Origin of the sequence: Yersinia alsatica (genome assembly GCF_902170305.1) — a bacterium.
GTDB lineage: Bacteria > Pseudomonadota > Gammaproteobacteria > Enterobacterales > Enterobacteriaceae > Yersinia > Yersinia alsatica.
Map to the genome: position 1 here is coordinate 312,311 of NZ_CABHWW010000007.1, position 18,549 is coordinate 330,859.

Below are 18,549 nucleotides of genomic sequence, written 5' to 3' on the forward strand. Positions count from 1 at the left end.
CCTTTGCTGCGGGCGGTATCGCCTGTTTGCAGTCAGTAAAATCAATCAGCCGGATCGCAATGATAAATGCGGTAGGCTTTTGCCTCTAGTTGGAGGGTTTAGATGGATGATTTAAAGCCGGAAGACGATCTGAAACCAGATAGCAGTGACCGTCGTCCTACTCGTGCCCGTAAGTCTTCGACCGGGCCTAAGCTTGCTGTTTCGCGCCAACATATGATGATTGGTATCGGTATTTTGGTGCTGCTGCTGATTATTATTGCTATCGGTTCAGCCCTAAAAGCACCGACCGAGCATGAAGCATCTCAACAGAATCCTAATGTTGATGCGGCGAGAAATATTAATCTGTCAGATTCAGCTTCGCTCACCAGCGGCAATAACACACAACCCGGTGTGGCAAACAACGCCAGCGACGGTCATGATGCCAATGGGGTGAAAAATACCGCTCAGCCACAAGATATCAGTGTTCCGCCAATATCTCCGACGCCGACCGAGGCCGCACCGCAGGCTTCTGCCAACAGCCCAACTCAGCGTGTCGAATTGCCGGGCAACATGTCTGATGCACTCTCTCAGACACAAGGACAGGTTGATACTCTGTCTCAGAACATGAATGACGGCCAGATATCAACCTTACCGACAGCGCCAGCTACTGTTTCGACCTCGAAAGGGGCTAAAGTGCCAGCAGCGCGGGAAACGATTACCCATCCAGCGCAGAAACAGGCTACAGCGGCGGCTAAGCAACCCGCAGTGAGCCACAAAGGGCCAACTACGGCAGTTTCTCCTGCAGCATCGGCAGTGGCTAAATCAGGTACTACTGGTAGCAGCAGCACGTTGAAAAATGCACCGAGCAGCCATTTCACGATACAGCTGAGCAGCGCATCCCGTTCAGACACGTTGAATGCCTATGCCAAGCAGCAAAAATTAACTGACTATCATGTCTATGAAACTAAACGTGATGGCAAGCCTTGGTACATCTTGGTGAGTGGCAACTATGCCTCTTCTGCTGATGCAAAAAGGGCTATTGCGACACTACCAGCCGATGTTCAGGCGAAAAAACCGTGGGTTAAACCTGTACAACAAGTACAGCAAGACCTTAAAAAATAAATCATTCTTATTTGTGCGCTGATGTGCTGTCTGAAACAGAGTACAATCTGCGGCTCTGAATTATTAAGTAGCTAACTGACGGCATGAAGAAAAACCGCGCTTTTTTAAAATGGGCTGGTGGGAAATATCCGCTGGTTGATGACATACGACGCCATCTTCCAGCGGGAGACTGCTTGATAGAGCCATTCGTCGGTGCGGGTTCGGTGTTTCTTAACACCGAGTATGAGTCTTACATACTGGCCGATATCAACAGCGATCTTATCAACCTCTACAATATCGTGAAGGACCGCACCGATGACTTCGTGCGGGATGCTCGCGTTTTATTCACCGGCGATTTCAATAATTCCGAGCAGTTTTACCTACTGCGTCAAGAGTTTAACGCCAGCACCAATGCCTATCGCCGTGCATTATTGTTTCTCTATTTGAATCGCCATTGTTATAACGGCCTGTGTCGTTATAATTTGAGCGGTGAATTCAATGTGCCTTTTGGTCGTTACAAAAAACCTTACTTCCCGGAAGCCGAGTTATATTGGTTTGCTGAAAAATCGCAAAATGCTGTTTTTGTTTGTGAGCACTATCAGGAAACCTTATTAAAAGCTGTGCATGGGGCGGTAGTTTATTGCGATCCTCCGTATGCGCCATTATCCGCAACGGCTAATTTTACGGCATATCACACCAATAATTTTGGTCTTGCGGATCAACAGAATCTGGCTCGTCTTGCTTACCAGCTATCAGCAGAAAACAAGATCCCGGTTCTGATTTCTAATCACGACACAGAATTGACGCGCGATTGGTATCATCAGGCGTCACTGCATGTGGTAAAAGCGCGCCGCACTATCAGCCGTAATATCCTTGGCCGTAGTAAAGTGAATGAGCTTTTGGCGCTGTATAGCTGAGCGGAAACAGCCGCTTGGTAAAGATTCAAACCCAGCGATTTATGAAATAGGAAGCCTAACGTTGATGTTGATCAATCAGAGGGTTAGCGTTAAGGCTGATATTTCATAAAGCAAAGAGACAAGTTTGGAGAAGCGGATGAAAAAGTTTTTAATTGCCCCGTCGATTCTGTCAGCTGATTTTGCCCGTCTGGGTGAAGACACCGCGAAGGTACTGGCCGCCGGCGCTGATGTAGTACATTTTGATGTGATGGACAATCATTACGTTCCTAACCTGACCATCGGGCCGATGGTGTGCAAGGCTCTGCGTGATTATGGTATTACCGCGCCGATTGATGTGCACTTGATGGTGAAGCCGGTTGACCGCATTGTCCCGGATTTCGCTAAAGCAGGTGCCACCTATATTTCATTCCATCCTGAAGCTTCTGAACATGTTGACCGTACTTTGCAGCTCATTAAAGAGAGTGGCTGCAAGGCGGGCTTGGTGTTCAATCCGGCCACTCCGCTGAGCTATCTTGACTATGTGATGGATAAGCTGGATGTCATTTTGTTGATGTCAGTAAATCCCGGTTTTGGCGGGCAGTCGTTCATTCCCGAAACCCTGAACAAATTGCGCCAAGTGCGCAAACTCATCGATGACAGCGGCTATGACATTCGTTTGGAAGTTGATGGCGGGGTGAAAGTAGATAATATTCGCCAGATAGCTGCGGCGGGTGCAGATATGTTTGTCGCGGGCTCGGCTATTTTCAATCAGCCAGATTATGCCGCGGTCATTGATGCGATGCGCAGTGAATTGGCGATGTCTGCCAATGACTAAATTTGATGCTATCCGCGGTGTGGCATTCGATCTGGATGGCACATTAGTTGATAGTGCTCCAGGGCTGGCCAGCGCGATTGATATGGCGTTGCGGCACCAAGGTTTACCGGCTGCCGGTACCGACTTGGTGTCGACCTGGATTGGCAATGGTGCCGATGTTTTAGTTGAGCGCGCTTTGCGTTGGGCGGGCCGTGAGCCTGATACACAGGCGGTTGCCCATACACGCGAGCTGTTTGACCATTATTATGCCAAGACGGTCGAGCAGGGGAGCCAGCTATTTCCACAAGTGAAAGCGACCTTGGCGCAATTGGCTGCTCAAGGGCTGCCTATGGGGCTGATTACCAATAAGCCCTCGCCATTTGTGGCTCCATTGCTGGTGTCTCTGGGGATTGCCGATTATTTCTCCGTCATCATTGGCGGCGATGATGTGGTTGTGAAGAAACCTCATCCGGCACCACTGTATTTGTTGCTGGCTAAACTCGGCTTGCATGCCCGTGAAATGCTGTTTGTTGGTGATTCGCGTAATGACATTATGGCCGCGCAGGCGGCGGGTTGCCCAAGTATTGGGTTAACCTATGGATATAACTACGGCGAAGCTATTGCCACCAGTCATCCAGACTGTGTGCTGGAGCACTTTGCCGATCTGTTGCCCGCCATCGGGCTGCCATCTTTAAAAGATCAGGAAGTATAAAATGAGTAAACCCACTGAATCAGCTATATCCGATAAATCAATAAAGCCTATCGTATTTAGCGGCGCGCAGCCGTCCGGCGAATTAACCATTGGCAATTACATGGGTGCACTGCGTCAGTGGGTACAGATGCAAGATGATTATGATTGCATCTATTGCATCGTTGACCTGCATGCCATCACTGCTCGTCAGGACCCTACTCTGCTGAGAAAGAGAACGCTGGACACTCTAGCGCTCTATCTGGCGTGCGGTATTGATCCGAAGAAAAGTACCATTTTTGTGCAATCTCATGTGCCAGAGCATACCCAACTGAGCTGGGCGCTGAACTGCTATACCTATTTTGGCGAACTGAGCCGCATGACCCAGTTTAAAGATAAGTCAGCGCGCTATGCCGAAAACATTAACGCCGGTCTATTCGATTATCCGGTATTGATGGCGGCAGATATCTTGCTGTATCAGACCAATCAGGTGCCTGTGGGCGAAGACCAGAAACAGCATCTGGAACTGAGCCGTGATATCGCGGGCCGCTTTAATAATCTGTATGGCGATATCTTTAAAATCCCTGAGCCGTTTATTCCTAAAGCGGGTGCGCGGGTGATGTCGTTGCAGGATCCCACCAAAAAGATGTCAAAATCTGATGACAACCGTAATAACGTCATCGAATTGCTGGAAGATCCTAAATCAGTCGTGAAAAAGATTAAGCGCGCAATGACCGATTCTGACGAGCCTGCGGTTATTCGTTATGACACCGAGAAGAAAGCCGGCGTTTCTAACTTGTTGGATATCCTGTCTGGCGTGACAGGTCAGTCTATCCCTGAGCTGGAAGCACAGTTTGAAGGCCAAATGTATGGTCATTTGAAAGGTGCGGTTGCTGATGCCGTTTCTGGCATGCTGAGCGAGTTACAGGCGCGTTACAATACTTATCGTGAAGATGAGGCTTTCTTGCAGGAAGTGATGCGTGAAGGGGCGGCGAAGGCGCGTGCCCGAGCTCAAGATACTTTGGCGAAAGTGTACGAAGCTATTGGTTTTGTTGCTCATCCATAAGTAGATTTCGGTTGTAATAGAATAAATTATTTGAAGGGGGAGCTCTCCCCCTTCTTCGTTAACTCAGCTTATCCCACACTTTCAACCGCTTCTTTTAACTGGGTTTTGCCATGTTCAGCACTGGAAAACCAATTCAGTTTTTCACGTAAACTGACTACGCTGCCGACAATAATCAGGCTTGGGCTGCTCACCTGCTGGGAAAGTAAGGCCAGTTGGCTCAGTTCGCCGCTGACCACCCGCTGATGCCGCGAAGTACCATTCTCAACCAGAGCAACCGGGGTGGTGGCTGGCATGCCGTGCTGAATCAATTGCTGTTGAATCTCGCCAGCTTGTGATAGCCCCATATAGAACACCAATGTCTGTTTTTCGGCGGCTAAATTAGCCCAATCCAACTGACTGTCTTTTTTGGCATGACCGGTAATCAGCCGTACACTTTGTGCGTGATCTCGGTGCGTGAGGGGAATACCGCTGTAGGCTGAGCAACCAGAAGCCGCGGTAATGCCCGGCACTACGGAAAATGGAATATTGTCGTCTGCCAGTGTCTCCAGCTCTTCGCCGCCACGGCCAAAAATAAATGGATCGCCGCCTTTTAAACGCACCACACGTTTCCCTTGCCGCGCTTGCTGCAACAGGATTTGATTGATTTGCTCCTGAGGTACAGTGTGGCGGCCTGAGGCTTTACCGACAAAAATACGCTCGGCATCACGGCGCACCAGATTCATCACTTCATCGGAGACCAGCCGGTCATACACCACCACATCGGCTTGCTGAATCTGCTGCAAACCTTTCAAGGTCAGCAACCCGGCATCACCCGGCCCGGCCCCGACTAACACCACTTCTCCGCGCGAGCTTAGCGGGGCATTGAACAATTGCTCGATGTGTTTCTCGACTTGTACTTGGTCCGCATTCGCCAGGGATTGCGCGAGACGGTCATGAGTCAGCAGTTTTTCCCAAAAACGACGGCGGTCAACCATGGCGGCAAAATGCTGTTTCACTCGCTGACGTAAATTGCCCGCCAGTTGCGCCAGTTGCCCCAAATGTTGTGGCAGTATGGCTTCAAGTTTTTCACGCAGCAGCCGGGCCAATACCGGTGCTTTGCCGCCGGATGAGATAGCGACCATGATAGGAGAGCGGTCAATGATTGACGGCATGATAAAACTAGTGCGTTTGGGGTCATCAACCACATTGCAAAACACCCGCCGTTGGTTGGCGCTTTGATAGACTAATGCATTGACTGCCACTTGGTCAGTGGCCGCAATCACCAGCCACTTCTCTGCCAACAGTTCTGGGACAAACTCGCCGCAGACCAATGAAAGCCGCCCCTCATCTGCCCAATCGTGAAACTGTGGCGTAAATTCGCAAGCATTGACGGTGACGACTGCGCCGGCATCCAGCAGCAGGCGGGCTTTACGTTCGGCAACTTCACCACCACCGACCAGCAGGCAGGCTTTGTGTTGCAGTTGGCAGAAAATCGGGAAGTAGTCCATCGGCAATCCTTCAAGTTAAGGCCGCTGTGTGGCAAAACCAGCCCCTGCGGGCTGGCGATATCTCAGAACGTGTGGATAATTACTGCTTCACCGCTTGTGGCGCGCTGACTGCCGCAGGCTGTGGACGTTGGTCGCGTGGGGTGGCATACCAGTAGCCAAGGCCCATAAATACCGCGCCAGACAGGGTATTACCCAGTGTCACCCACAACAGGTTGTGACCAATGCCGCTTAAGGTGTAAGCCTCACTATGGTGACCAAACCAAGACAGTGCGAACAGGGTCATATTGGCGACGGAGTGTTCGTAACCTGAGGCAATAAAGGCCAGCAAGCACCACCAGATAGCAATAAATTTCGCGGCACCTTCAACGCGGATTGCCATCCAGATCGCCAGACAAACCAGCCAGTTACATAATACACCTTTGAAGAATAAGGTCATAGCAGGCGCCGAGGTTTTTGCCAGCGCGGCGCTATGGACCAAACTGGTGTCAACCGACAGTAGACTGCCACCGGCGTAGTAATAGAGCAGGGCGACAAAAATAGAACCCAACAGATTTCCCAGCCAGGTTTGTGGCAAAACGGCCCACATCTGGCTGGATTTGATGGTGCCCGCTTTGACGCCGAAAGTCAGGAACATGGTGTGGCCGGTAAATAGCTCAGAACCGGCGATAATCACCAACGTCAGTGCCAGGCCAAAGGTCGCGCCCATCACTAATGGGCGATAAGCTGGGTCGATCAAATTACCCAGGGTGAAAATCAAAATAATACCGAGGCCAACATAGGCTCCGGCCATGGCGGAGCTAATCCAAAAGCCTAACGGACTTTCTTTGGCCAGTTTGACGATACGGGCCGCATTGGCTGCACATTTATTGATGGTGTCTGTATACATACTCTATCCCAGTCCCCTTGCTCTTGACGCCGCAGCGGTGTTCGCTGCTCTCACTAACCCGAATCACTGACTTATGTAAGCTCATCAGGATTAGCTCGTTGGCTGCCTTGCTGCAACGCCAATATCTTTGGGGATAATTGATGTTATTTTTGTTAAGGATCCAGATTGACCGAATCCTCCCATTATTTATCAAGCTTTAACTTGCACAATGCCGTCGCGGACTCGCACGTCATAATGGGCAACTGAGCGAGTTTCATCTTCCATACATAGGCCATCGTGCAGCCGGAAATGCTGTTTTTTCAATGGGCTGGCAACCCACAGGTCACCTTGATGCTCGGCAATCAATCCGCGCGATAACACACTGGCCTGCGCAAAGGGATCGATATTGCTGATGGCGAAGACTTGTTCGTCGGCATAAGGGCGGAAAACCGCGACTTGATGCTCGCCAATCAGGCCGCATACACCGCTACCGGGCAAAATGTCGTTTAATGGGCAAAGTGGAATCCACTGACTCATTGGTTGTCCTCCAGTTCCAGTACCCGGACAGGGATGCGTTCATCCGGGCGTGCTGGGCGATGTTGTTCACGTTCACGAACCACTTGTACATTCGGGTCGCGCAGCGGGCTGTTAATAAAGTGGGCGAAACGAACTTGCGCCGCCGGGTTCTCGACGGTGACTTTCCATTCGCAGGTGACTTTGTCGCGCAGGCGGGCAATATCGGTTTCTAACTGTTCGTTGATGCCCAGTTTGTCGTCGATAATCACGGCACGCAGGTAGTTAATGCCGCCTTCGAGGCTTTCCAACCAAACCGAGGTGCGTTGCAACTTATCGGCGGTGCGGATGTAGAACATCATAAAGCGGTCGAGATAGCGCATCAGAGTCTCTTCATCCAGATCCGCAGCCAGTAAATCGGCATGACGTGGTTTCATACCGCCGTTGCCGCAGACATACAGGTTCCAGCCATTCTCGGTGGCAATGATTCCCACATCTTTACCCTGTGCTTCAGAACATTCACGGGTACAGCCGGAGACACCAAATTTCATTTTGTGTGGGGTACGAATGCCTTTGAAGCGGTGTTCCAGCGCAACACCAAAGCCAACGCTGTCACCCACACCAAAGCGGCACCAAGTGCTGCCGACGCAGGTTTTCGCCATGCGCAGTGCCTTGGCATAGGCATGCCCGGTCTCAAAGCCCGCCTCAATCAGTTGCGCCCAGATAGCCGGTAGGTCATCTTTTTGTGCGCCAAACATCCCCACTCGCTGTGAGCCGGTCAGCTTGGTGTACAAGTTATATTGTTTGGCGATACGGCCAATGGCCAGCAGACCATCAGGCGTGATTTCGCCACCCGGAGAACGTGGGATAACCGAGTAGGTGCCGTCTTTTTGAATATTGCCGAGGAAGTTGTCGTTGGTGTCCTGCAATGGTGTATGTTGCGGCGCTAAAATATAGTCATTCCAGCATGATGCCAGCAGTGAACCTACCGTCGGTTTACACACTTCACAGCCGTAGCCTTTACCATATTTCGCCAACAAAGCATCGAAGGTTTTAATCCCTTCGACGCGAATCAGGTGATACAGTTCTTGGCGAGAATAAGCAAAGTGTTCACATAAATGGTGATTAACTTCAATGCCTTGCTTACTGAGCTCGGCATTCAGGACTTGGGTCACTAATGGGATACAGCCACCGCAGCCAGTGCCGGCTTTAGTGGCCGATTTCAGCGCCGCCACGGTATGACAGCCTTGGCCGACAGCTTGAATAATGTCGCCTTTAGTGACGTCAAAACAGGAGCAAATTTGGGCGCTATCCGGTAGGGAGTCGACCCCCATCGCCGGTTTGCTGCCCGCATGAGCAGGTAAAATCAGACTGTCCGGATTTTCTGGCAGCTCGATATTGTTCAGTGCCAGCTGTAGCAGATTGCCGTAATCGCTGGTATCACCCACCAGCACGGCTCCCAGCAAGGTTTTGTTGTCGGCACTGACCACCAGACGTTTGTAAATCTCTTTACTTTCATCCAGATAGACATAACTTCGAGCACCTTCAGTGCGACCATGCGCATCACCAATCCCGCCGACATCAACGCCCAGCAGTTTCAGTTTGGCGCTCATATCCGCCCCTCGGAAAGCATTCTCGCGCCCCAGCAAGTGGTCAGCCGCGACCTGCGCCATTTTGTATCCCGGAGCCACCAGCCCGAAAGTGCGCTCCTGCCATGAGGCGCATTCGCCAATGGCGTAGACATCTGGGTCAGAAGTCTGGCAATAATCATTAATAGCAATACCGCCACGGCGCGCTGTGGCTAGACCGCATTGGTGGGCCAGCTTGTCTTGTGGGCGAATCCCGGTGGAGAAGACGATAAAATCCACTTCCAGTTGTGTGCCGTCGGCAAACAACATGGTTTTACGGCTGTTTTGGCCAGAATGAACAATCTCTTGGGTGTTTTTGCCGGTGTGAACTTTCACACCCATGCGCTCAATCTTCTGGCGCAGTTGGTCGCCGCCCATCGGATCAAGCTGCTCTGCCATTAAGACCGGAGCAAATTCAATAACATGAGTTTCAACTCCCAGGCTTTTCAGCGCCCCAGCGGCTTCTAATCCCAATAACCCACCGCCAATCACTGCCCCGCGTTTACTACGACGGGTGCAAGCTTCGATAGCATTCAGGTCTTCAATGGTGCGATAAACAAAACAGTCTTGTCCTTCGCTCCCCTTAATGGGCGGGATCCACGGGTAAGAACCGGTCGCCATAATCAGTTTGTCGTAATACAGCGTCCGCCCACTGTTAGAGTGAATCACTTTCTCAGTGCGATTGATGGTAATGGCGCGTTCGCCTACCAGCACTTTGACACCGTGTTTTTCATAAAAGCCTTCGCGAACCAGCGACAGTTCTTCAGCAGTATGATGGGAGAAGTAAGAAGAAAGATGTACCCGGTCATAGGCGATGCGTGGCTCTTCGCAAAATACGGTTATCTCAAATTGGTCTTTATCTGCTTTATCCAGTAAGTCTTCAATAAAGCGGTGGCCGACCATACCGTTGCCGATGATGGCAAGTTTGACTTTGCTCATTTTTGCCTCAATTTTTAGTTTTCTACCCTCACCTTAATCTTCCGTACAGCGCACTTATTGATGTAAATCAATTAGCTTTCCATATACCTCTAAGGAGGTATATGGCTGATTTGTAACGTTTTTTATAAGTTGCGGATTTTATTCATCTTTAAGCTGAAAGGTTTCAGTTATGGAATGATGTTTTATTAAAAGAAAATCGGGCGAGTTGCTGTAGGTCGGGTAAGCTAAAGCCAATCACTCATCTATGGCGGGGCAATGTTTAATGAACCATTTATTAACCACTATCAATAATGCGCGTCTTGCCGGGCAAGCTGGGTTTTGGCAGCTAACCATTGCCGATGGCAAAATTACGGCGATTACGCCGCAGCCAGAGCAAGTTACTGCTGGCGCGGGCATATTGGATGCCCAGGGTGGGCTGGCATTACCGCCGTTTATTGAACCGCACATTCATCTGGATACCACTCAAACCGCGGGTCAGCCAAGCTGGAACCAGTCCGGTACCCTGTTTGAGGGTATTGAGCGCTGGGCCGAGCGCAAAGCTCTGCTGACCCGTGAAGATGTTAAACAGCGCGCATGGCAAACACTGAAATGGCAAATAGCCAATGGGATCCAGCATGTCCGTACTCATGTTGATGTTTCTGATCCCAGTTTGACGGCGCTGAGTGCCATGTTGGAAGTGAAAGAAGAGGTTAGCCCATGGGTCGATATGCAGATTGTCGCCTTCCCACAAGAGGGGATTCTTTCCTATCCTGATGGCGCAGCACTGTTGGAAGAAGCTCTACGGCTAGGGGCTGATGTGGTCGGTGCCATTCCTCACTTCGAATTTACCCGCGAATATGGCGTTGAATCTCTGCATATTGCTTTTGCTCTGGCACAGAAATATCAGCGGCTGGTGGATGTGCATTGCGATGAAATTGATGATGAGCAGTCGCGTTTTGTTGAAACCGTGGCGGCATTAGCACACCGGGAAAATATGGGCGCGCGGGTAACTGCCAGCCACACTACGGCGATGCACTCTTATAATGGCGCTTATGCCTCTCGGCTATTTCGCTTGCTGAAAATGTCCGGCATTAATTTTGTTGCCAATCCGCTGGTCAATATTCATCTGCAAGGGCGCTTTGACACCTATCCAAAACGCCGTGGTATTACGCGGGTTAAAGAGATGCTGGCTGCGGATATTAATGTCTGTTTTGGTCATGACGATGTGTTTGACCCGTGGTATCCGCTGGGTACTGCCAATATGCTGCAGGTATTGCATATGGGATTACATATTTGCCAACTGATGGGATATAGCCAAATCAATGACGGGCTGAATTTAATAACCACCCACAGTGCCAGAACACTGAATTTATCAGACTATGGTTTGCAGCCCGGAAACAGTGCGAACTTGGTTATTCTGCCCGCTGACAGTGGCTTTGATGCGGTACGGCGGCAGGTGCCAGTGCATTACTCTATTCGTCACGGAGTGGTGATCGCCAAGACACAACCGGCAGAGAGCCGGATATATTTGGGGCAAGAGGAAGTTATTAACTTCAAATAGTAGTTAGCTTCAAATAGATATTAACTTTGGATAACCGTGGCGCATGCCCTGTAACCGCGAGGGTCACAGGGCAATAAACCATTAAATCAGTGAGTCACATGGCCGTGGCTGCGGTGCTTGGTGAAGAAGCCCAAAATCAGGCACATCACAAATACCGCCAGATACAGACCGTTGGCGGTGGCAAGTGCCGCATGAACACCACTGTTAGCCACAATTGGGCCGGTAACCACGAAAGTCAGCATGGTCCCAACGGTGCCGCAGGTCAGAATGAAGTTCACCAGCTTGGGTGAAGACACTTTGGTTTGCAGTGAACCCAAGGTAATTAATGTGGTGTAAATGGCACTGGAGACAAAACCTAACGCCAGAATGTAGTAGCTCAGGTGCTCTGGGTTATTGGTGGAGACAAACATGTACATCGCCAGTGTCGCCATAGCAGCCAGCACCGTCACGATGCGTTGCAGGTCGAAGAAGCGCAGAATAAAGCTGAATACCCACATGCCAATCATGTAAGAGATCCAGAAATTACTGACCAATTGACCCGCTTGGTTGATATCCATGTTGAAGGTTTTGGTGGCGTATTCCGGCACCCATTGGATGAAGCCGAGCTGCCCAAGGATATAGCACAGTGCGGCAATCGATAGGAACAGCACGCCAACACCCCATTTCTCTTTCACCACCGGCTTGCTCTGGTCGGTACCTTTATGGCCCAGTACCGGGAACTCAGAGCACAGTGTCAGCACGAAAATACCCACATACAGCAGGCCGATGCAGGCATAGACCCAGTACCATTCAATATGGCGAGCCAGCAACATGGCGGCAACCACCGGGAAAATCATCCCAGCCATACTGAAGAATGAGTCAGTGAACAGCAGGCGTGACCCGCGCTGACGCCCTTCATAGATATGGGTAACCAGGAAGGTGCCTATCGACATGGTGATCCCGCTGACCACCCCGAGGATGAACATGCTGATTGAGAAGACCATTAAATTATGGCCGACCATTAATCCGGCAATGGCAATTAACATCAGAATAAAGCCAAACACCAACTGACGTTTTAATGGAATGATTTCCATCAACCAGGCATTAAGGAAAATAGAGATCAAAATGCCCGCGTTAAGGAAAGTAAATGTGTTACTCATACTGGCAATAGGCAGATTGAAATACTCTGCGATATTTCCCATCACCATCCCGGTGACAATAACTAACGCACCTGTAAGGGCGTAAGAAAAGTAACTGATCCAAGTTAGTCGAATGCGGTTGCTGTTATTCATAGATGGGGCCTGTGTCAGCATAGTGTTAAGACGATAATAGTAAGAACAAACATAAAAATGGTTCAAACCAGTTCAGTACTAAGGCCGCGGATCCTAGCACAGGCATAGTGAGTTTTTGTGACTTACATCCAACTTTTAATGTAATGAATGAAATGTGATGGTGAATAATAGTGAGGCGTCACAAATTACCACTTCATGCAAATGATAAAGATTCTTAATTCTATTAAATTAACGCCCGTGTTAAGGTTGCTTCCAGTATGAGTCTCACTGCGGGTGGATGAGCCAGAATCTATAAAAACTGTTAATAAAACAGCGAGTAACAAACCCTCTTATTTATTTTTTCATCGAGATACAGGGAACCTATCGTGATGAGAAGTACGATTATCGTGCAGATACCATTGGCGCACGGATGTCGTTAAGCCAAACTTTTTATCAAAGAAGGCACTATTCGGCTTGGCTGGGGATAGCGGCTATTCTCATGTTATTCATTGCTCCGGTGGTTTCCGTCTCACTGGCGCTCTCCTATGACCAAAATCCTCCTTCAGCGATGTTAGCTGAAGCGACTATGGATGATGGCTTTATGGGGGATGGTTGTATGGGTGATGGTGCTATGGAGATGACGCACCACAGTGACGGCGAAACCGCACACCAAGGTACTCAAGCCAGCCATGCTACCCAGCACGGGGCCAGTCATGACGGCATGATGATGGATCATGCCGCTTGTGGATACTGCGTATTACTGACTCACCTGCCATTGCTCAATACCGCATTCAAAGCTGATATTCGCAGTGCGCAGCTGCTCGCCGAGCTATCCCCGCCATTATTTATTTCTTCACCGATTATTGAAGACACCTATTCAGAAAGCCAACCGCGCGCGCCCCCTGCTTTTTATTCCTGATACTCCGATAACAAATAAAAACCATTTTTCTGGTGTGGATAAATACCCGCCGGAGTGATTTGTATTGCCCAAGGAATAATTATGTCTGGCAAGAATAAAATCTATAAAAAAACATTATTAGCGTGCGCAGTAACTTCTTCACTTTCTGTATTTGTCCTTAATGCCTTTGCGGCGGAACATCAGCATTTAGTGGCTAATAATCTGACGACGAATAACTCGAGTAATAATAGCAATGACAAAAAACTGAATGATGCTGACGTGATTACCGTTACTGCCCCTCAGCATTCGCCACTGGTTATCGTCACATCGCCCAAAACCCCTCGTCAGCCAGTTCCTGCCAGTGATGGCGCGGACTATCTGAAGACTATCCCCGGCTTTTCACAAATCCGTAATGGCGGGACCAATGGTGATGTTGTTTTCCGTGGCATGTTTGGTTCGCGCATCAAAATTCTAACCGACGGTGCCGAGACATTAGGGGCATGCCCATCAAGGATGGATGCGCCGACATCCTATATTTCACCCGAAAGCTTTGATCTGCTCACCGTGGTGAAAGGGCCGCAATCTGTGCTGTGGGGGCCGGGAGCCTCTGCTGGTACTATCTTGTTTGAGCGGGAACAACCCCATTTTGACCAAGAAAATCTCAAGGGAAATGCCAGCTTGCTGGTGGGTTCCAATGGCCGGTGGGATAAAAACCTCGATGTCAGCTTGGGTAACGAGCAAGGTTATTTACGCATGCTGGGCAACCAATCCCAAGCCGGTAATTATAAAGATGGCAATGGTACGCGAGTGCCATCGAAGTGGGATAAATGGAATGCCGATGTGGCATTGGGCTGGACACCGGACGCCGATACCTTGCTTGAACTGACTGCGGGTAAGGGAGATGGTGAGGCCAGCTATGCCGGCCGTGGCATGGACGGTTCCCAGTTCTTGCGGGAAAGCTTGGGAGCGCGGTTTGAAAAATCCAATATTGGTGACGTGCTGGATAAAATTGACGCTAAATTTTACTACAATTACGTCAATCATATTATGGATAACAATACGTTACGTACGCCACCGATGATGGCGATGTCCAGCAATCTGGACCGGCGCACCATGGGGGGCCGGGTGATGGGGACTTGGTTGTGGCAAGACTTGAAGCTGGAAGCCGGCACTGACCTACAAACCAACACCCATCGTAAGAACAACAAAGGCAATTGGAATAAAGATGCTCGCTTTGATAACTATGGCGCATTTGGCGAACTGACCTGGGCTGCTAGCGAGCAAGATAAAATGATTACCGGCATGCGCCTTGATCACCACCAAGTCACCCATTATACCCACGCTAATGAACCTACGCGCTCGGCCACTCTACCTGCCGGCTTCATGCGCTATGAGCATCATCTGTCTGATGTACCGGTGATGTGGTATGCCGGTGTCGGCCATACTGAACGTTTTCCCGACTATTGGGAGCTGTTTTCTCCGACCTATGGGCCAGCGGGTTCCAGCAGTGCTTTTGACGGGGTAAAAAGTGAAAAAACCACTCAGCTTGATATCGGTGCTCAATATAACGGCGAGCAGTTAAACGGCTGGGTCTCGGCTTATCTGGGCCGGGTCAATGATTTTATCCTGTTTAAGTATGATCCAAATAACCTGCGTATCAGTCAGGCGGACAATATCAATGCGACCATTATGGGCGGTGAAATGGGCGCCGGATATGCTTTCAATGATCACTGGAAGGCGGATGTCAGTCTGGCTTATGCCTGGGGGGAAAATACCAGTGATAACCGCCCATTGCCGCAAATACCGCCACTCGAAGCACGGCTAGGATTGACGTTCGAAACCGGAGACTGGAGCAGCACTGCATTGTGGCGCTTGGTCAGTAGCCAACATCGGGTTGCGATTAATGAAGGGAATGTGGTTGGTAAAGATTTTGCCGATAGCGCAGGGTTTGGTGTGCTGTCAGCGAATGTGGCCTACAAGGTCACTCAACAAGTGAAGGTCAGTGCCGGTATCGATAACTTGCTAAACAAAACCTATAGCGAGCACCTCAATCTGGCGGGTAACAGCGGATTTGGTTATTCCGTCAATACACCACTGAATGAGCCGGGTCGTACTCTTTGGGCCAAAATGAATGTCACGTTCTGATATAACAAATTGAATTGAAAGATAACTTTTGTGGCAGGCACTGCTTGCCACTTTTCCCTAACACCGGCGTGACCTTAATTATCCCTTTTGGGCGGGGCCACTGAATCGCGCAGGATAATGGCGGGCGGGAAATTAGCCGTGGGGATCAGCGGATTAATCAGCAATTGCGTGGCATATTGCGCCATTTCAACAATAGGAAAATGCAGACTGGTTAATGCCGGGCTGACGAAAGGGGCGCGCTCGCCGCTGTCATAGCAAAGCAATGAAATATCCTGCGGCACCTGCAAGTGATTCTTATTGATAGCCAGCAAAGCCCCAATGGCCATTTCTTCGTTACAGCAATAGATGGCTGTCGGTAGCTGTGGTTGATTGAGGATCTCATCGGCGCGCTGATAGCCACTTTCCAGATCGTAAACTCCCTCCACGCAGGCGACCGGCTCTAAACCTGCCAGTTGCATCGCATCAATAAAACCCTGACGGCGCAGTTCACTGGAGTGGCGCTGTGCAGAACCACTGATACATGCAATGCGACGATGGCCAGCATCAATAAGTACCTGAGTTGCCATTTGGCTGGCGCGGCGATGATCGAAAGTGACACAGCGAGCTTCAAGGCCGGGAACCAGTCTATCCAATAATACGAATGACCTGCCTGCCGCGGCAAGCTGATGCAGTCTTTCATCACTGAGAAAACGGACATGCAAAATTAAGCCGTCGCAGCGTAAGTTATACAGGCGCTGAATAGCTTGCCACTCCTTCTCGGCATTATCCCGTCCCTGAGTGACTAATAGCTGCTTACCTTGGGATTCAGCTTCGGTTTGCACGAAGTCCATCAGCGCACCAAAAAATCCTCCTCGATATGAGGTGGTGACCAACCCGAGTGTATTACTTTGGCTGGAGGCCAGTGCGCGCGCGGCCGGGTTTGGGCTGTATCCCAATACCGCCACCGCCTGTTCTACTTTTTCGCGAGTCAGAGCTTTGACATTGGTATCACCGTTGACCACGCGGGAAACCGTAGCGCGGGAAACTCCGGCTAATACCGCGACGTCTTCCAGTGTGACCATTTTTTACTCCCAACTTGAAAAGTAGGCGACCATGAAAATACAAAGGTCGCCACAATAATTAATTTATCGCTACAGATCTGTGAACTGAGGCAAGTAAGGTTTATTTACCTGTAACACATCGTCCAGTAACGGCTGAGCAATGCTGGCGTTAGCAATCAGTGGATTAGTCACTAACGCTAACAAAGCACTACGACGGCAGCCATGTACCGCTGCTTCAATTGTCAGGCGCTCATAAGCTTTTACTTGCTGGGTTAGCCCGTGCATAGCAACCGGTAAAGGACCGAAAGTGAGTGGGTGGGCACCCTGTGCATCAACGATACAGTTAGTCTCTACTACTGAGCTATCAGATAAACCACGGATTGCACCGCGGTTGGTCGTATTCACAACTAGTTGCGTACCTAAATTATTATGAATTGCACGAATAAGTTCCAGTGCGACTTCAGAATAAAATGATCCGCCACGGAAGCTGAGTTGTTCAGGTTTGCTGTCCAGATGTGGGTCAGCGTACAGATCAAACAGCTCTTTTTCTACCTGCATCACTTGTTCTGCGCGGGTACCACGCTCAGCGGCAGCGGCCATCTCTTCCGCCAGCATATCTTGTGTTTGGTAAAAATAGCGATGGTATGGACAAGGGATAGCCCCCATTGCCCGCAGGAATTCCGGCGGCCATGGTGCTTCCTTAATATTATTCATGGTCAGCGAAGCACCGTCGCACAGCATATCCAGTACATCTGCGGTGACATCTTTGCCCTGTTGCAGGACTTCGTGCACCCATACCATATGGTTCAGCCCGGCAAAGCGCAGTTGGATATCTTCATAAGGTGCTTTCAGCAAATTAGCAATCATATGATGCATGCTGATTGGAACATTACACAGGCCGATAATTTTCGCTTTGCTATAGCGGGTTACCGCCTCTGTGACGATCCCGGCTGGGTTGGTGAAGTTAATTATCCAGGCATCCGGGGCCAGTTTTTCAACTCGAGCCGCAATATCCAGCATTACCGGAATCGTCCGTAATGCTTTGGCAAAACCCCCCACGCCAGTGGTTTCCTGACCCAGCAAATTATATTTCAGCCCGAGGCGCTCATCGGCGGCGCGCGCAGGAAGTTGACCGACACGGAATTGGGTCAAAACAAAACTGGCACCTTCAATGGCAGTATCGAGCGAGAAGTGAACACTGACTTTAACCTGTTCCAGGCCATGGCGATCCAGCATTCTTCGGGTCAGCGCCGCAATGATTTCCACTTTTTGACGGCCCAGTTCGACATCAGCCAAAGCCAGCTCAGTGACCGGCAATTGGTCAATACGTTGAATTAATCCATCAACTAGCTCTGGGGTATAGCTGCTACCGCCACCAACAATGGCAATTTTAAAGGTTTTCATATTTGGCATCCAAATGAGTAAAGTAGAAATGAGAGCGCTCTCATTTGGGGAAAGACTAACGATTAACCAAAAACAAAATGCGATGCTTCTCGCAAAAATGGCAGGTAGCAAATAAGAAAATAGGCAAGACGTGATCTTGGTAGCAGAATTTAACTGTTGTCTGGAATTGGCAGTATGGTTTAATTTGGCTAATTAATCGCCATGGTGCTGTTTATCTGCAGAAGCGGTAGGTTTTCAGTGAAAATGCGCATTCTGTTACGTAAATATCCGTAAATGGGTGGCATTGAGCGGGTCAG

At 49.9% G+C, this 18,549-nt stretch carries 15 protein-coding genes; 8 read left to right on the forward strand and 7 right to left on the reverse strand.

Annotated elements, in window-relative coordinates:
- The first annotated feature begins 102 nt into the window (after positions 1-102).
- From FTA96_RS03230 to trpS, 5 genes are all read left to right on the forward strand, one after another.
- Positions 103-1,101: an SPOR domain-containing protein gene (locus FTA96_RS03230; protein WP_050123735.1), complete on the forward strand. Its 999-nt coding sequence runs from the start codon at positions 103-105 to the stop codon at positions 1,099-1,101.
- An 83-nt stretch (positions 1,102-1,184) separates the two neighbouring features.
- On the forward strand, positions 1,185-1,997 hold the full coding sequence (dam, locus tag FTA96_RS03235; protein ID WP_050109979.1) for an adenine-specific DNA-methyltransferase: 813 nt from the start codon (positions 1,185-1,187) through the stop codon (positions 1,995-1,997).
- A gap of 136 nt (positions 1,998-2,133) precedes the next feature.
- Positions 2,134-2,811, forward strand: a complete 678-nt coding sequence (gene rpe, locus FTA96_RS03240) for a ribulose-phosphate 3-epimerase (RefSeq protein WP_004709329.1) — start codon at positions 2,134-2,136, stop codon at positions 2,809-2,811.
- Positions 2,804-3,502 (forward strand): phosphoglycolate phosphatase, encoded by a 699-nt coding sequence (locus FTA96_RS03245; RefSeq protein WP_145535457.1) that lies wholly within the window; start codon positions 2,804-2,806, stop codon positions 3,500-3,502. Before rpe ends, FTA96_RS03245 begins: the two co-directional genes overlap by 8 nt.
- A gap of 1 nt (position 3,503) precedes the next feature.
- Positions 3,504-4,544: a tryptophan--tRNA ligase gene (trpS, locus tag FTA96_RS03250; protein ID WP_050109982.1), complete on the forward strand. Its 1,041-nt coding sequence runs from the start codon at positions 3,504-3,506 to the stop codon at positions 4,542-4,544.
- Positions 4,545-4,612: 68 nt separating this feature from the next.
- On the opposite strand, the gene cysG is transcribed toward trpS, so the two are convergent.
- The 4 genes from cysG to nirB form a co-directional block, all read right to left on the reverse strand.
- Complete coding sequence (gene cysG, locus FTA96_RS03255) at positions 4,613-6,031, reverse strand: siroheme synthase CysG (RefSeq protein ID WP_145573167.1); 1,419 nt, start codon at positions 6,029-6,031, stop codon at positions 4,613-4,615.
- 79 nt (positions 6,032-6,110) lie between these two features.
- Positions 6,111-6,917: a nitrite transporter NirC gene (nirC, locus tag FTA96_RS03260; RefSeq protein WP_145573169.1), complete on the reverse strand. Its 807-nt coding sequence runs from the start codon at positions 6,915-6,917 to the stop codon at positions 6,111-6,113.
- A 189-nt stretch (positions 6,918-7,106) separates the two neighbouring features.
- A complete protein-coding gene (gene nirD / locus FTA96_RS03265) occupies positions 7,107-7,433 on the reverse strand; it encodes a nitrite reductase small subunit NirD (RefSeq protein WP_050123740.1) in 327 nt (108 codons plus the stop codon).
- Positions 7,430-9,976, reverse strand: a complete 2,547-nt coding sequence (gene nirB, locus FTA96_RS03270) for a nitrite reductase large subunit NirB (RefSeq protein ID WP_050152344.1) — start codon at positions 9,974-9,976, stop codon at positions 7,430-7,432. The genes nirD and nirB overlap by 4 nt, the downstream gene beginning before the upstream one ends.
- A 244-nt stretch (positions 9,977-10,220) precedes the next feature.
- Here nirB and FTA96_RS03275 point away from each other — a divergent pair, with 244 nt between their 5' ends.
- Positions 10,221-11,516, forward strand: a complete 1,296-nt coding sequence (locus FTA96_RS03275; protein WP_050152343.1) for a cytosine deaminase — start codon at positions 10,221-10,223, stop codon at positions 11,514-11,516.
- A gap of 86 nt (positions 11,517-11,602) precedes the next feature.
- Here FTA96_RS03275 and tsgA read toward each other — a convergent pair whose 3' ends face one another.
- Entirely contained in the window at positions 11,603-12,787 is a 1,185-nt protein-coding gene (tsgA, locus tag FTA96_RS03280; RefSeq protein WP_050109988.1) for an MFS transporter TsgA, read from the reverse strand.
- Positions 12,788-13,196: 409 nt separating this feature from the next.
- Here tsgA and FTA96_RS03285 point away from each other — a divergent pair, with 409 nt between their 5' ends.
- Both FTA96_RS03285 and FTA96_RS03290 read left to right on the forward strand, forming a co-directional pair.
- Positions 13,197-13,685: a DUF2946 domain-containing protein gene (locus tag FTA96_RS03285; RefSeq protein WP_145573171.1), complete on the forward strand. Its 489-nt coding sequence runs from the start codon at positions 13,197-13,199 to the stop codon at positions 13,683-13,685.
- A 78-nt stretch (positions 13,686-13,763) separates the two neighbouring features.
- Positions 13,764-15,809 (forward strand): TonB-dependent copper receptor, encoded by a 2,046-nt coding sequence (locus FTA96_RS03290; RefSeq protein WP_145573194.1) that lies wholly within the window; start codon positions 13,764-13,766, stop codon positions 15,807-15,809.
- A 74-nt stretch (positions 15,810-15,883) separates the two neighbouring features.
- Here the strand turns inward: FTA96_RS03290 and FTA96_RS03295 are convergent, their stop codons facing one another.
- The gene (locus tag FTA96_RS03295) at positions 15,884-16,870 is read right to left on the reverse strand and encodes a LacI family DNA-binding transcriptional regulator (protein ID WP_145530192.1); all 987 of its coding nucleotides are present in this window, start codon (positions 16,868-16,870) and stop codon (positions 15,884-15,886) included.
- 69 nt (positions 16,871-16,939) lie between these two features.
- Positions 16,940-18,253, reverse strand: coding sequence for a 6-phospho-beta-glucosidase (locus FTA96_RS03300; protein WP_050109992.1), 1,314 nt, complete (start codon positions 18,251-18,253; stop codon positions 16,940-16,942).
- Positions 18,254-18,549: the final 296 nt, after the last annotated feature.

Bases quoted from the DNA above. Each gene is read 5' to 3' on its own strand.
- FTA96_RS03300 (WP_050109992.1), bottom strand. From the start codon at position 18,253: ATGAAAACCTTTAAAATTGCCATTGTTGGTGGCGGTAGCAGCTATACC.
- nirC (WP_145573169.1), bottom strand. From the start codon at position 6,917: ATGTATACAGACACCATCAATAAATGTGCAGCCAATGCGGCCCGTATC.
- FTA96_RS03245 (WP_145535457.1), top strand. From the start codon at position 2,804: ATGACTAAATTTGATGCTATCCGCGGTGTGGCATTCGATCTGGATGGC.
- tsgA (WP_050109988.1), bottom strand. From the start codon at position 12,787: ATGAATAACAGCAACCGCATTCGACTAACTTGGATCAGTTACTTTTCT.
- nirD (WP_050123740.1), bottom strand. From the start codon at position 7,433: ATGAGTCAGTGGATTCCACTTTGCCCATTAAACGACATTTTGCCCGGT.
- FTA96_RS03230 (WP_050123735.1), top strand. From the start codon at position 103: ATGGATGATTTAAAGCCGGAAGACGATCTGAAACCAGATAGCAGTGAC.
- FTA96_RS03275 (WP_050152343.1), top strand. From the start codon at position 10,221: ATGGCGGGGCAATGTTTAATGAACCATTTATTAACCACTATCAATAAT.
- nirB (WP_050152344.1), bottom strand. From the start codon at position 9,976: ATGAGCAAAGTCAAACTTGCCATCATCGGCAACGGTATGGTCGGCCAC.
- rpe (WP_004709329.1), top strand. From the start codon at position 2,134: ATGAAAAAGTTTTTAATTGCCCCGTCGATTCTGTCAGCTGATTTTGCC.
- dam (WP_050109979.1), top strand. From the start codon at position 1,185: ATGAAGAAAAACCGCGCTTTTTTAAAATGGGCTGGTGGGAAATATCCG.
- FTA96_RS03285 (WP_145573171.1), top strand. From the start codon at position 13,197: ATGTCGTTAAGCCAAACTTTTTATCAAAGAAGGCACTATTCGGCTTGG.
- FTA96_RS03295 (WP_145530192.1), bottom strand. From the start codon at position 16,870: ATGGTCACACTGGAAGACGTCGCGGTATTAGCCGGAGTTTCCCGCGCT.
- cysG (WP_145573167.1), bottom strand. From the start codon at position 6,031: ATGGACTACTTCCCGATTTTCTGCCAACTGCAACACAAAGCCTGCCTG.
- trpS (WP_050109982.1), top strand. From the start codon at position 3,504: ATGAGTAAACCCACTGAATCAGCTATATCCGATAAATCAATAAAGCCT.